Raw genomic sequence first — 14,707 nt, forward strand, 5'->3', positions numbered from 1 at the left:
CTGTCGCTGCCAACAAACGTTCGGTAATGACGCTGTTTTCTGGTCCTACTGACATCTATAGCCACCAAGTCCGCATCGTGCTGGCCGAAAAAGGTGTGAGTTTCGAAATCGAACACGTGGAAAAGGATAATCCGCCTCAGGATCTGATTGACCTCAACCCGAATCAAAGCGTACCGACGCTGGTGGATCGCGAGCTGACCCTGTGGGAGTCTCGCATCATTATGGAGTACCTGGACGAGCGCTTCCCGCACCCGCCGCTGATGCCGGTCTATCCGGTTGCGCGTGGTGAGAGCCGCCTCTATATGCACCGTATCGAAAAAGACTGGTATACGCTGATGAACGTCATCGTCACCAGCTCCGGTGCCCAGGCGGATGCCGCCCGTAAGCAGCTGCGTGAAGAGCTGCTGGGTATCGCCCCGGTCTTTACCCAGAAACCTTACTTCCTGAGCGATGAGTTCAGCCTGGTAGACTGCTACCTGGCGCCGCTGCTGTGGCGTCTGCCGCAGCTGGGCATTGAGCTGAGCGGTACCGGTTCGAAAGAGCTTAAGGGCTACATGACCCGCGTTTTCGAACGCGACTCCTTCCTCGCTTCTCTGACAGAAGCCGAACGCGAAATGCGCCTCGGCCGGGGTTAATACGCATGGATTTGTCACAGCTCTCTCCACGCCGTCCGTATCTGCTGCGCGCATTCTATGAATGGCTGCTGGATAACCAGCTCACGCCGCACCTGGTGGTAGACGTGACCTTGCCTGGCGTGCGTGTGCCGATGGAGTACGCCCGTGACGGGCAGATCGTTCTCAACATCGCCCCGCGCGCGGTAGGCAACCTTGAGCTGGCAAACGACGAAGTGCGTTTCAACGCGCGCTTCGGCGGCGTGCCGCGTCAGGTTTACGTGCCGCTGGCCGCCGTGCTGGCGATCTATGCCCGTGAAAACGGCGCAGGTACCATGTTTGAGCCGGAAGCGGCCTACGATGGCGACGCGGTTACCGTTAACGACGATGACGAAACGGCAACGGCTGAAAGCGAAACCGTGATGTCGGTGATCGACGGCGACAAGCCCGACCACGTTGACGATGACAACGATCCCGATAACGATCCGCCGCCGCGCGGTGGTCGTCCGGCGCTACGCGTCGTGAAGTAATCTCACAGGCCCCCCGGGGCCTGTTTTTTTTGCCCGTTTACCTCATGATGGTGCCAGCCAGCAGGCGATGGTCTCCCGCATCACCGCCAGCCGGGCGTCGAGGGCCGCAGGCTGCTTCAGATCCTGCTGGTAGAGGATCGACAGCGTTGACTGGTTAATCAGATAGAAAAAGCCCAGCGCGGAGATGCTGATATTGAGCTGCATCGCATCAATGCCAGGGCGAATCGAACCATCCTGCTCGCCGCGATCGAGGATCTGCTGGGTGATGGTTATCCAGCTGCGGTTGATCGGCACGATGCTGTCTAGCTCCTTCAGGTGACGTCCTTTAAGCTGGTTCTCGCTATTCAGCAGACGAATAAATTCCGGGTTCGCCAGGTAGTAGTGCCAGGTAAAATCCACCAGCGCCAGGATAGCGTCCCGGCCGCTCAGATGATCCAGCTTCAGCGCCGCCTCTTTGGCACGAATATCCTGGTACGCCGCCTGCAGCACATGGGTAAACAGGGTATCTTTATTGTCAAAATAGTAATAAAGCATCTGCTTATTCACCTGCGCCACGGCGGCAATCTGGTCAACTCTGGCCCCGTCAAAGCCCTTCTCAGCAAACTCTCTCTTCGCCGCCGCCAGGATCAGCCCACGGGTCAACTCTGGATCGTGTCTCCGCTTCCCCTTGATATCATTCATTATTTCTCCATTAAAATCATCGCGTTACCGGCTGATACTTAATTATTAACTAATTAGTTGATTTTGAGAAGTCGATCATTATTTTCTTTTTGCTCGCTTCCTATACTGCTTAACGGTTATCAACCATCTAGTTGAAATATACTATTCAGCCTTTGGGAGTCGTCTATGAGCCATTCACAACGCCCGGTCGCCCTCGTGACAGGATCCACGCGCGGCATAGGCAAAGCCTGCGCACAGGCGCTGGCGCAGCAGGGGTTTAACGTTGCCATTAACGGGCGCGATAGCGAAGAGGGCCGAGCACGCCAGCAGAGCATGGTGGCTGAACTGCAACAGTTTGACATTGAAGCACTTGCGGTGCCAGGGGACGTTGCCGATCTTGCGCTCCAGCAGCAGATGCTCGACCAGGTAGTGGCGAAGTGGGGGCGGCTGGACTGCGTGGTTAACAACGCGGGAACCGCGGCAAAGCAGCGTGGCGATCTGCTGGAGGTCACGGCGGAGAACTATGACTACTGCCAGGACATTAACACCCGCGCGATGTTCTTCTTCTGCCAGCGTGCCGCCCGGATCATGCTTCAGCAGGGAGAGCGGGATGCTCACCACCGCTCGATTATTAATATCACCTCCTGTAGCGCCCACAGCCTCTCACTCTCCCGAGGCGAGTACTGCGTCTCGAAAGCGGCGGCCAGCATGGTCACCCAGCTCTTCGCGCTGCGTCTGGCGGAGGAGGGGATCGGCGTCTACGAGATCCGTCCCGGCATTATCGAAACCGATATGACCAGCACCGTGAAGCCGAAATATGACCAGCTGATTGGCGATGGGCTGGTGCCGATGAAGCGCTGGGGGCAGCCGAAAGATATCGCCACCACCGTCAACGCGCTGGCCTGCGGGCAGCTTCCCTTTACCGTCGGCCAGATTATCGATATCGACGGCGGCCTGAATAAATCCCACTTTTAACCTCTAAGGAAAAGACATGGCGACTCAATCTGTTGGCATCATCATGCATGGCGTAACCGGGCGGATGGGGAAGAATCAGCACCTGATCCGCTCGATCGTGGCGATCCGTGAGCAAGGCGGCGTTGAACTGGCAAACGGCGATCGCCTGGTGCCGGATCCGATCCTCATTGGTCGTAACGAAGAGAAGATCGCGGCGCTGGCGAAAAGCTACGGCATCAGCCGCTGGGGAACCGATCTCGATGCGGCACTGGCCAACCCAAACGACACCATTTTTTTCGATGCTGCGACCACCCAGGCGCGCCCGGCGCTGCTGAAAAAGGCCATTGCAGCGGGTAAGCACATCTACAGTGAGAAACCGGTAGCGGTCAGCCTCGACGAGGCGATGGAGCTTTACTACTTTGCCGAGCAGCACGGCGTCTGCCACGGGGTAGTGCAGGATAAGCTCTGGCTGCCGGGGCTGCAAAAGTTACAGATGCTCAACCAGTCCGGCTTCTTCGGCAAGGTGCTCTCGGTGCGCGGCGAGTTTGGCTACTGGGTCTTTGAAGGCGACCTGCAACCGACTCAGCGTCCGTCGTGGAACTACCGCGCCGAGGACGGCGGCGGCATCATCCTCGACATGATCTGCCACTGGCGCTACGTGATCGACAACCTGTTCGGCGAGATCAAGAGCCTCAGCTGCCTGGGGGCTACCCATATTCCCGAGCGCTTTGACGAGCAGGGCAACGCCTACCAGGCCACCGCTGACGACGCCGCCTACGCTACCTTCGAGCTGCATAACGGCACCATCGTGCAGATCAACAGCTCCTGGTGCGTGCGCGTGCGCCGCGACGATCTGGTGACCTTCCAGGTCGACGGCGTTAACGGATCGGCAGTAGCGGGCCTTACCGACTGCCTTACCCAGTCCCGGGTCAATACGCCGAAGCCGGTGTGGAACCCGGACGTGCGCCAGACCCACAACTTCTTTAACGACTGGGTGCCGGTGCCGGACACCACGACCTACGACAACGCCTTCAAGGTGCAGTGGGAGCTGTTCTTACGCCACGTGCACGGCGAGGGCGAATTCCGCTGGAACCTGCTGGAAGGGGCAAAGGGCGTGCAGCTGGTAGAGCTGGCCCTGCAAAGCTGGAAAGAGCGCCGCTGGCTCGATGTTCCGTCCCTGTTACGCTAAGGAGCCATGATGCAAAAGCCTGATGCACAACGTTTATCGATCAACACCGCAACGGTGCGTAAGCAGTGGACGCTGGACCAGATCATTGAGGGCTGCGCCCGCCACCAGATCCACGGCATCTCCCCGTGGCGCGACCAGGTGCAGGCCCTCGGCCTGCAGAAGACCGCCCAGCTGATCCGCAGCAACGAGCTGGCGGTCAGCGGCTACTGCCGTGGCGGCATGTTCCCCGGCATTGACGAAGCGGCCCGCCGGGCTGCCGACGACGACAACCGCCGGGCGGTGGATGAGGCGCTGGCGCTCAACGCCGCCTGCCTGGTGCTGGTGGTCGGTGGCCTGCCGGGAGAGTCAAAAGATATCGCCGGGGCCCGCAGCCAGGTACGCGACGGTCTTGGTCGCCTGCTGGAGTACTCCCGGAAGGCGGGGATGCCGCTGGCAATCGAGCCGCTGCACCCGATGTACGCAGCGGATCGCGCCTGCGTTAACACCCTTGAGCAGGCGAACGATCTCTGCGACGAGCTGGGTGACGACGGTTTAGGGATCGCCGTCGATCTCTACCACACCTGGTGGGATCCGAAGTTTTATGCCGAGATTGAGCGCGCGGGCCGTAAGCGCATTTTAGGGTTTCATCTCTGCGACTGGCTGGTGCCCACCCGGGATCTGCTCCTCGATCGCGGCATGATGGGCGACGGGGTGATCGATATCCGCGCCGCACGCCAGGCCGTTGAGGCTTTGGGCTATGAGGGGGCGCATGAGGTAGAGATCTTCTCCGAGCACAACTGGTGGCAACGCGACCCGGATTCGGTTCTGGAGACGTGCAAGGCCCGTCATCAGAGTCACTGTTAGTCAGATTTTAGCGGTATCTGGTTTCTCGTCACACTTATCAGGTTAGTCGAGGGAATTATGCAGACAGATACAAAAAAGATGGTGCTGGTATCGGTGCTGTGCGGCCTGGGGTACATGATGTACTCCGTGGATCGCATGACCGTCTCATCGGCAATCGGGCTGATCGCCAACGACTTCGGCCTTGAAAAAGGCCAGTCCGGCATTCTGCTCAGCTCGTTCTTTTACGGCTTCATTGGCTTTCTCTTTCTCTCGGGCATCATTGCCGACAAGCTCAGCGGTAAACCGGTCCTCATCCTGGGGCTGATGATGTTCTCCGTGGCGACCATGCTTACCGGCATCGCGGGCAGTATGACCTCGCTGATCTTCTACCGGGTCATGACCGGCATCGGCGAAGGGGTCTTCTGGCCCGCGGCCTCGCTGGAGGTGGCCAATGTTACCACCGAGAAGCAGCGCACCACCGTGATGTCGCTCTACTGGATGGGCTACCCCATCGGCGGCTTCTTCGGCACCTGGCTGGGGGCGATGCTGGGGCCGCTATACGGCTGGCGGGTAGTCTTTTATGTTGCGGGCGGGCTGGGAGTGCTGGTGGCGCTGGCTTACGCGGTGCTGGTCAAGTCCGAGCCGAAAAAAGTCGTAGCGGCTACTACGGTGAAAGAGAAGGTGCCGCTGGGTCAGCTGTTTCGTAACAGAGCGGTAATGCTCATCGCCTTCTACTACTTCCTGCTGCTGAGCGGCTGGTGGATCGTCCTGCTCTGGGCGCCGACCTTCCTGATGAACATGAAGCAGCTCTCTATCGGCATGGCGGGCACCATCGCCAGTCTGCTGGGGCTGACCGGCGCACTGGGCGGATTCCTGCTGGGCCGCTACTGCGACGGCGGGGACTTTACCCGCAAACGCAAGGTGCTGATTGGCGTCACGCTGCTGAGCAGCCTGCTGATGGCGGCGATGGTCATGGATCTGCCGGTGTTTGCCGTGGTGATCCTCGTATTGTTCCTCGGCCTGCTGGGCTACCCCATTACGCCGATGGTGCTCTCCTTTACCTCCGAGCTGGTGCCGCCTCAGCTGCGCGGTGCGGCCATCGGTCTGGTGATGAACATCGGCATGACCGCTGGGGGCATTTCGCCGGTGCTGGCGGGATACTTTGCCGATCGCTACTCCATGAGCACGGTATGGTTCTTTGCCGCCTGCGTCATGCTGGTCAGCAGCGTCCTGCTGCTGGGCGTGCGCAAAAGCACCCAGCCCGTGACGCACCGGCGGGTTGCCGGGCTGGCGTCAGATATTTCAACGAGTAAACAGTAGAGGTTAACAATGACAACAGCGATCCCGCAGGCCATTCTGGAGAGCCTGACCAACGTTGCCATGCCCCATCACGTTGCCGAGGCGCAGCCGCAGCAGATGTTGACCCTCGGCGAGTATCGCATCCCTGTCTATGACAGCGAGGCGCTGGTGGTGGGCAGCGGTGCGGCGGGGTTACGCGCGGCCGTCGAGCTGAAGCGCAGGCGGCTTAACGTGCTGGTGGCGACCCAGACGCTGTTCTGGGGAACCTCCGCCTGCTCCGGCTCCGATAAGCAGACTCTGCACACGGCCTCCACCAGCTTTCGTGGGGATGACTTCACCCGCCTCGCCGGAGCGCTGGGGGCAGGGGGCGCGATGGATGGCGACACCGCCTACGTTGAGGCGGTGGGCTCCATTGAGGCCTTTATCGGGCTGAAAAGCATGGGGCTGCCGCTGCCGGAGGATCGCTACGGGGCGGTGCTGCGCTACCAGACCGATCATGATGAGGTTGGCAGGGCGACCAGCTGTGGGCCGCGCACCTCCCGCCTGATGGTTAAGGTGCTGGCGGAGGAGGCGGCGCTGGTGGGCGTTCCCTTCCTCGATCACGCGACGGTGATCCGCCTTCTGACCTCTGGCGAGGAGGCCGGGCGGCGAATTAGCGGGGCGATTGCGGTGGTGAAAGGGGCGAAGACCACGGAGAATCCCTGGGGACTCTGCCTGCTGCGCAGTCCGGCGGTGGTGCTGGCCTCCGGCGGGCCGGGCGAGCTGTTCCGCGACAGCGTCTATCCCAAGCGCTGCTTTGGCGCGCTGGGGCTGGCGCTGGAGGCGGGTATCGATACGGTCAACCTCACCGAGCACCAGTTTGGTATCGGCACGCGGCGGGATGAGTTTCCGTGGAACCTCTCCGGCACCTACGTGCAGAGTATGCCCTATATCTACTCGGTAGATGCTGAGGGGCAGGAGCATAACTTTCTGGCCCGCTACTACCGCACCACCCGTGAACTGGCCTCCAATATTTTCCGCAAGGGCTACCAGTGGCCGATCCACGCTACCCGGACGCTCGAGTTTGGCTCCAGCCTGGTAGACCTGGCGATCTATAACGAATCGCAGGCCGGGCGGGCCATCTATATGGACTTCAACCGTAACCCGCTGCCGGTGCCGGGAGACGAGCCTTTTTCGGTGCGCAATCTGGACGAGGATGTCTACCAGTACCTGCGCAACAACGAGGCCTGTCTGGAGCAGCCTATCGATCGTCTGCGGCACATGAACCCGCTGGCCATTGAGCTGTATAAGCATCATGGACATGATCTGACCCAGCAGCCGCTGGCCTTCAACGTTAACCATCAGCATATGAACGGCGGCATCGCGGTAGATATCTGGGGCCACACCTCGCTGGAGGGGTGCTACGCGGTAGGCGAGGCGGCGGGGACTCACGGAGTGACGCGTCCCGGTGGCGCGGCACTGAACGCGGGGCAGGTGTTTGGTCTGCGCTGCGCCAAGCACATTGCGGCAGCGGCGCGCACAGCAGACGAGCCGCAGGGCGAGGCGGAGCTGGAGAGCGTGATTGCCCAGATCCAGCGGGACAGTGCCAATCCCGAGGCGCTGGAGATCGAGCAGGTCCGGGCGGAGATCCAGCAGCGGATGAGCGATCGCGCCGGGTTTATCTGTGAGGCGGAGAGCGTCAACGAGGCGCGGGCGGCGGCGCGTCAGCTCAACCAGCGCATTGCCGCCTCGGGGATTGCCATCACCCACCCAAACCGGACGGCATTTAGCTTCCAGTGGCGGCAGATGGCGCTGGCTTCAGAAGCGATCCTCACGGCGCTGCAAACCTACGTGGCCGAGGGTGGGGGAAGCCGGGGCGCGCGGATGATCTGCTCCCCGCAGGGCGACGCGGTACCGCAGACTCGTGAGGGGGCACTGACGCGCTTTCGTTTTCTCTCTGAAAAGCCGGAGCATAAGGCGGAGCAGCTGCATGTCCGCTGGCAAAACGGCGCGTTTAGCGTCGAGGCGAAGCCGCTGCGGCAGCATGGCGATCTCACTGCGCTCTACTTTGAGAAGAACTGGCCGGACTATCTGACGGGGGAGATATACAAAACGCCGCGGGAGGAGTAAAAAAAGCCCCTTTATCCGGCAAGATAAAGGGGCGGATGATTACACTTCGAGGTAATTCATAATACCGTCGGCGGCTTTACGGCCTTCAGCAATCGCCGTTACCACCAGGTCCGAGCCGCGTACGATGTCACCACCGGCGAAGATTTTCGGGTTGCTGGTCTGGAAGGCATTTTCGTTGCCTTCCGGGGCGATGATCCGGCCCTGGGCGTCCAGCTCAACGCTGTGCTGCGCCAGCCAGGACATGCTGTGCGGACGGAAACCAAACGCCATCACTACCGCATCGGCCGGGACCACGTGCTCGGAGCCCGCGACGATCTCAGCCCGGCGGCGACCGTGCGCATCCGGTGCGCCCATCTCGGTACGCGCCATCTTCACGCCGCTCACCTTGCCGTTAGCATTCACTTCAATACCCAGCGGCTGGACGTTGAACTGGAACTCTACGCCCTCTTCACGCGCGTTTTTCACTTCGCGGCGGGAGCCAGGCATGTTCTCTTCGTCACGGCGATAGGCACAGGTCACGTGGGTTGCGCCCTGGCGGATGGAGGTGCGTACGCAGTCCATCGCGGTATCACCGCCGCCCAGCACCACCACGCGCTTGCCTTCCATGCTGACGTAAGGTTCATCAGCGGTCTCACCGAAGCCCATGATCTGCTTGGTGTTAGCGATCAGGAACGGTAGAGCGTCAAACACGCCGGAGGCGTCTTCGTTCTCCAGGCCGCCGCGCATGGACTGATAGGTGCCGACGCCGAGGAATACCGCATCGTAATCTTTCAGCAGCTCTTCAAGCTGCACGTCGCGACCCACTTCGACGTTGAGTTTGAACTCAATGCCCATGCCGGTGAAGATCTCCCGGCGGCGGGTCATCACCTCTTTCTCCAGCTTAAAGGCCGGAATACCAAAGGTCAGCAGGCCGCCGATCTCCGGATGGCGATCGAATACTACCGCCTTCACGCCGTTGCGGGTCAGCACGTCGGCGCACGCCAGGCCAGCCGGGCCAGCGCCGATAATGGCGACGCGCTTGTCGGTCTGCTTCACGCCGGTCAGGTCCGGACGCCAGCCCATCTCAAACGCTTTATCGTTGATATAGCGCTCGATGTTGCCGATGGTCACCGCACCGAACTCGTCGTTCAGGGTGCAGGAGCCTTCGCAAAGGCGATCCTGCGGGCAGACCCGGCCGCACACTTCCGGCAGGGTGTTAGTCTGGTGCGACAGCTCGGCGGCTTCAAAAATACGCCCCTCGTTGGCCAGCTTCAGCCAGTTCGGGATGTAGTTATGCACCGGGCACTTCCATTCACAGTACGGGTTGCCGCAGGAGATACAGCGATCTGCCTGCGCCTTGGCCTGGCCTTCTGAGAACGGCTCATAGATCTCAACAAATTCGATTTTACGGATCTTCAGCGCTTTCTTAGGCGGATCCACGCGCTGTAAGTCGATAAATTGGTACACGTTTTGGCTCATTGCTACCTCTTACTGCGCCTGCACGCGCAACTCTGCGGCGCTGCGACTACGGTGACCCAACAGGGCTTTAACATCGCTGGACTTCGGCTTAACCAGCGCAAACTTCGCCGCGAAGGCAGGCCAGTGGGCCAGAATCTCTTCCCCACGCGAGGAGCCGGTATGCTGTACATGCTCGGTGATCAGGCCGCGAAGGTGCTCTTCGTGGATCGCGAGGTCGTCGACGCTCAGCACTTCCACCAGCTCCGGGTTCACGCGGTTGCGGAATTCGCCGTCCTCATCCAGCACGTAGGCGAAGCCGCCGGTCATGCCCGCGCCAAAGTTGACGCCCGTCTTGCCAAGAATACAGACGATACCGCCGGTCATGTACTCACAGCCGTTGTCACCAATGCCTTCCACCACGGTGATTGCCCCGGAGTTACGTACCCCGAAACGTTCGCCCGCGCGGCCTGCGGCGTACAGACGACCGCCGGTCGCGCCGTACAGGCAGGTGTTACCGATAATGCTCGCTTCGTGGCTACGGAAAGCCGAGCCGACCGGCGGACGCACCGCCAGCAGACCGCCCGCCATGCCTTTACCGACGTAGTCGTTGGCATCCCCGGTCAGGTACAGCTCCACGCCGCCTGCGTTCCACACGCCAAAGCTCTGGCCTGCGGTGCCGCTGAAGTGGGCTTTAATCGGATCCGATGCCAGGCCCTGATCGCCATGCGTCTGGGCAATATAGCCGGAGAGCGATGCGCCCACTGAACGGTCGGTGTTGCGAATATCAAACCAGAAGGTTTTGCTCTGGCGCTCGTCAACAAACGGCTTCGCCTGGTTCAGCAGCTGGGCGTTGAGCACCCCGTTATCAAACGGCGGGTTATGCTCGGTGCAGTGGAGCGCTTTGCCCGGATGCGGCTCGGCGGTCTCCAGTAGCTTCGACAGATCCAGCTTCTGCTGTTTGGCGGTGAAGCCCTCCAGCGCGGTAAGCAGATCGGTACGGCCAATCAGGTCCACCAGGCGGGTCACGCCCAGCTGCGCCATCAGCTCCCGGGTCTCACGGGCGATAAATTCAAAGTAGTTAGTCACTTTGAACGGCAGGCCGTGATAGTGGTTCTTACGCAGCTTGTCATCCTGGGTTGCAACGCCGGTTGCGCAGTTGTTCAGGTGGCAAATACGCAGGTATTTACAGCCCAGCGCCACCATCGGGCCAGTGCCGAAGCCGAAGCTCTCTGCACCCAGAATCGCCGCTTTGATGATGTCCACGCCGGTTTTCAGGCCGCCGTCGACCTGCAGACGAATTTTGTGACGCAGGCCGTTAGCCACCAGCGCCTGCTGGGTCTCAACCAGCCCCAGCTCCCACGGGCAGCCCGCGTATTTCACTGAGGAGAGCGGGCTTGCGCCGGTGCCGCCGTCGTAGCCGGCAATGGTGATCAGGTCCGCATAGGCTTTTGCCACGCCGGTGGCGATGGTGCCTACGCCCGGCTCGGAGACCAGCTTCACGGAGATCATCGCCTTCGGATTAACCTGCTTCAGGTCAAAGATCAGCTGGGCCAGATCCTCAATCGAGTAGATATCGTGGTGCGGCGGCGGGGAGATCAGCGTCACGCCCGGCACCGAGTAGCGCAGCTTAGCGATGTACGGGGTGACTTTATCCCCCGGCAGCTGACCGCCTTCCCCAGGCTTCGCGCCCTGGGCCACTTTAATCTGGATCACGTCCGCGTTCACCAGGTAGGCCGGGGTCACGCCGAAGCGGCCGGAGGCAACCTGTTTGATACGCGATACTTTGTTGGTGCCGTAGCGAGCCGGATCTTCTCCGCCTTCGCCGGAGTTAGAGTTGCCGCCGATGCTGTTCATCGCTTCGGCCAGCGCCTCGTGGGCCTCCGGGCTCAGCGCGCCGATAGACATCGCTGCGGTATCGAAGCGTTTAAACAGCTCGCTGGCTGGCTCTACGTCATCAACGTTCACCGCGTCCGCAGGCGGGTTGATGTGCAGCAGATCGCGCAGCGTGGCCGCCGGGCGCTCGTTGACCAGCTTAGCGTACTGCTGATAGTCGCTGTACTCGCCGCTCTGCACGGCCTGTTGCAGGGTGCGTACCACGTCCGGGTTGTAGGCGTGGTATTCACCGCCGTGAACGTACTTCAGCAGGCCACCCTGTTCCAGCGGTTTACGCGCCAGCCAGGCACGTTTCGACAGGTTCAGCAGATCCTGCTGGAAGTCAGCAAAGCCCGCGCCGCCGATGCGGCTGATCACGCCCTGGAAGCAGAGATCGGCAACTTCATCATGCAGGCCAACCGCTTCGAACAGCTTCGAGCAGCGGTAGGAGGCGATGGTAGAGATGCCCATTTTGGACATGATCTTGTACAGACCTTTGTTGATGCCGTTACGGTAGTTCAGCATCACGGTACGGTAGCTCTTATCGATGGCGTGTGTATCCACCAGCTTCGCCAGCGTCTCATAGGCGAGGTAGGGATAGACTGCCGTCGCGCCGAAGCCCAGCAGCACAGCGAAGTGGTGCGGATCGCGGGCGCTGGCGGTCTCAACGATGATGTTGGCGTCGCAGCGCAGGCTCTTCTCAACGAGGCGGGTCTGGATAGCACCTACCGCCATCGGAGCCGGAACCGGCAGGCGATCTTTAGCGATGTTGCGGTCAGAGAGCACCAGCAGCACCGTACCGTCGCGCACCATCTGCTCTGCTTTATCACACAGCGCGCTCACCGTGTCTGCCAGCGACGCGGCGTTGACGTCAAAGGTGATATCCAGCGTGTCGGCGCGATAGTGATGCTCCGACAGGGTGGTCAGCTGTTTAAAGTCCGAATAGAGCAGGATCGGTGACTTAAAGGTCAGGCGGTGCGCCTGACCCTCGGCTTCACAGAAGACGTTCATCTCCCGGCCGATGCTGGTGGCCAGCGACATGACGTGCGCTTCACGCAGCGGATCGATTGGCGGGTTGGTCACCTGCGCAAACTGCTGGCGGAAGTAGTCATAAATGATGCGCGGCTGGCTGGAGAGCACGGCAAACGGGGTATCGTCACCCATTGAGCCGACCGCCTCCTGGCCGTTTTCACCCAGCACGCGGATCACTGAATCCAGCTCTTCGGCGCTGTAGTTAAACTGCTTCTGGAAGCTGGCGAGCAGGTCGTCGCCCATCTCACGGCTGCCCACTGCGTCATCCGGCAGATCTTCAAACGGCACCAGACGGCGCACGTTCTTCTCCATCCACTCTTTATAGGGGTGGCGGCTCTTCAGATCGTTATCGGTTTCGCCGGAGTGCAGAATGCGGCCACCGCGGGTGTCGATCACCATCAGCTCACCCGGTCCGACGCGGCCTTTTTCCACCACTTCGTCCGGCTGGTAGTCCCAGATCCCCACTTCGGAGGCGCAGGTGATCAGCTTATCTTTAGTGATGACGTAGCGCGCCGGGCGCAGGCCGTTACGGTCCAGGTTACAGGCGGCAAAGCGGCCGTCGGACATCACGATGCCCGCCGGGCCATCCCACGGCTCCATGTGCATGGAGTTGAAGTCAAAGAAGGCGCGCAGCTCTGGATCCATATCCGGGTTGTTCTGCCAGGCTGGCGGCACCAGCAGGCGCATAGCACGGACGATGTCCATCCCGCCCGCCAGCAGCAGCTCGAGCATGTTATCCAGCGAGCTGGAGTCGGAGCCGGTTTCGTTAACAAACGGCGCGGCGTCATGCAGATCCGGGATCAGCGGCGTCTTGAATTTATAGGTACGCGCGCGCGCCCACTGGCGGTTACCGGTGATGGTGTTGATCTCACCGTTATGGGCCAGGTAGCGGAACGGCTGGGCCAGCGGCCAGCGTGGTACGGTGTTGGTGGAGAAGCGCTGGTGGAACAGGCAGATGGCCGATTCCAGACGCAGATCCGCAAGGTCCAGGTAGAAGCGCGGCAGATCCGCCGGCATACAGAGACCTTTATAGATGTTGACCAGGTTGGAGAGGCTACAGACGTAGAACTCTTTGTCCTCCTGGAGGCGTTTTTCGATACGGCGACGCGCAATAAACAGACGGCGCTCCATATCACGCGGACGCCAGCCCGCAGGGGCGTTAACAAAAATTTGCTCAATACGTGGCAGCGAGGAGAGGGCGATTTCACCGAGCACCCCTTCGTTGGTCGGCACATCGCGCCAGCCCACGATAGAGAGGGTCTCTTGCTGAAGTTCTTCTTCGACGATGCGGCGCGCAACGGCGGCCTTTTCAGCGTCCTGGTTCAGGAACAGCATGCCCACGGCATAATTTTTGGCTAAACGCCAGCCGCGCTCTTCGGCAACCAGGCGGAAGAAACGGTCAGGTTTTTGCAGCAGCAGGCCGCAACCGTCGCCGGTTTTACCATCGGCAAGGATCGCACCACGGTGCTGCATTCGGGCCAGTGCGTGAATAGCGGTACGCACTACCTTGTGGCTAGGTTCGCCTTCTATGTGGGCGATCAGGCCGAAACCACAGTTATCTCTCTCAAGAGATTTATCGTACAACATATCAGTGAACCTCCCCAGGCTCTACGTGACTCTCTCATGACCGTGGCGCGCAGGCGCAGAAAGGGCGTGGCGACGGAGCCTACAGGCCTCGCATGTCGCCCTCTATCATCCTTTTCGCGTAGGTCAAACAAGTGTTGAGGACTTGCTTCAGAGGGAATCTAAATTACTGCATAAATATGGTGAGCAGACTGCTCACCCAGAAAGCTTCCAGCGGATATCCAACTTATCGGGAATCGACACACAGGTCAAATCACAATCTTATTTATGCAAAAATGTGCTAACACAGGGTTAAGTTACTGATGTTATAGCTTATTTAGCTATTTTACAGCCGTGTTACAGCTGTGGCAGGCAGTGTCAGAGTGTGATCTCTCTCACTATAAGAAAGCGCTATTGTTATTGGTATTACCTGTTTTTTTACCTTAATGCGCTATTTTTCGCTGGTTGTACGGAGTAACCCGCATAAAGACACTGTTTTACGCATGAGCGAAAATAGTAGAAAAACAGGTCAGCAATATAAGGAAAAGTAATCAACATAGCGGTGAATGAAATAGCGGTAATTGTGCGTGATTATGCAATGGCTGTAGCCCCGCTATGACGATTGATCC

At 60.1% G+C, this 14,707-nt stretch carries 10 protein-coding genes; 7 read left to right on the forward strand and 3 right to left on the reverse strand.

The window, feature by feature from the left end:
* Together sspA and sspB are read left to right on the forward strand one after the other, a co-directional pair.
* Positions 1-635, forward strand: a 635-nt coding sequence (sspA, locus tag RTP97_RS16430) for a stringent starvation protein SspA (RefSeq protein ID WP_312415559.1), incomplete at its 5' end; no start/stop codon positions are given.
* A 5-nt stretch (positions 636-640) separates the two neighbouring features.
* A complete protein-coding gene (sspB, locus tag RTP97_RS16435; protein ID WP_312211951.1) occupies positions 641-1,141 on the forward strand; it encodes a ClpXP protease specificity-enhancing factor in 501 nt (166 codons plus the stop codon).
* Between the two features lie 42 nt (positions 1,142-1,183).
* Here the strand turns inward: sspB and RTP97_RS16440 are convergent, their stop codons facing one another.
* On the reverse strand, positions 1,184-1,822 hold the full coding sequence (locus RTP97_RS16440) for a TetR/AcrR family transcriptional regulator (RefSeq protein ID WP_312415561.1): 639 nt from the start codon (positions 1,820-1,822) through the stop codon (positions 1,184-1,186).
* A gap of 165 nt (positions 1,823-1,987) precedes the next feature.
* Between RTP97_RS16440 and RTP97_RS16445 the strand changes: the two genes are divergently transcribed.
* From RTP97_RS16445 to RTP97_RS16465, 5 genes are read left to right on the forward strand one after another with little or no spacing between them, the layout of a single operon-like run.
* Positions 1,988-2,776 (forward strand): 3-ketoacyl-ACP reductase, encoded by a 789-nt coding sequence (locus tag RTP97_RS16445; protein WP_312415564.1) that lies wholly within the window; start codon positions 1,988-1,990, stop codon positions 2,774-2,776.
* 16 nt (positions 2,777-2,792) lie between these two features.
* Positions 2,793-3,944 (forward strand): Gfo/Idh/MocA family oxidoreductase, encoded by a 1,152-nt coding sequence (locus tag RTP97_RS16450; protein WP_312415567.1) that lies wholly within the window; start codon positions 2,793-2,795, stop codon positions 3,942-3,944.
* A 9-nt stretch (positions 3,945-3,953) separates the two neighbouring features.
* Positions 3,954-4,787: a sugar phosphate isomerase/epimerase family protein gene (locus RTP97_RS16455; protein ID WP_312415570.1), complete on the forward strand. Its 834-nt coding sequence runs from the start codon at positions 3,954-3,956 to the stop codon at positions 4,785-4,787.
* Between the two features lie 57 nt (positions 4,788-4,844).
* The gene (locus RTP97_RS16460; RefSeq protein ID WP_312415572.1) at positions 4,845-6,086 is read left to right on the forward strand and encodes an MFS transporter; all 1,242 of its coding nucleotides are present in this window, start codon (positions 4,845-4,847) and stop codon (positions 6,084-6,086) included.
* 9 nt (positions 6,087-6,095) lie between these two features.
* Entirely contained in the window at positions 6,096-8,174 is a 2,079-nt protein-coding gene (locus RTP97_RS16465; RefSeq protein WP_312415574.1) for an FAD-binding protein, read from the forward strand.
* A gap of 39 nt (positions 8,175-8,213) precedes the next feature.
* Here RTP97_RS16465 and RTP97_RS16470 read toward each other — a convergent pair whose 3' ends face one another.
* Together RTP97_RS16470 and gltB are read right to left on the reverse strand one after the other, a co-directional pair.
* A complete protein-coding gene (locus RTP97_RS16470) occupies positions 8,214-9,632 on the reverse strand; it encodes a glutamate synthase small subunit (protein WP_312415577.1) in 1,419 nt (472 codons plus the stop codon).
* Positions 9,633-9,641: 9 nt separating this feature from the next.
* Positions 9,642-14,102, reverse strand: coding sequence for a glutamate synthase large subunit (gene gltB, locus RTP97_RS16475; RefSeq protein WP_312415580.1), 4,461 nt, complete (start codon positions 14,100-14,102; stop codon positions 9,642-9,644).
* Positions 14,103-14,707 lie beyond the last annotated feature (605 nt).

The organism is Pseudescherichia sp. (assembly GCF_031998825.1).
Classification (GTDB): Bacteria; Pseudomonadota; Gammaproteobacteria; order Enterobacterales; family Enterobacteriaceae; genus Pseudescherichia.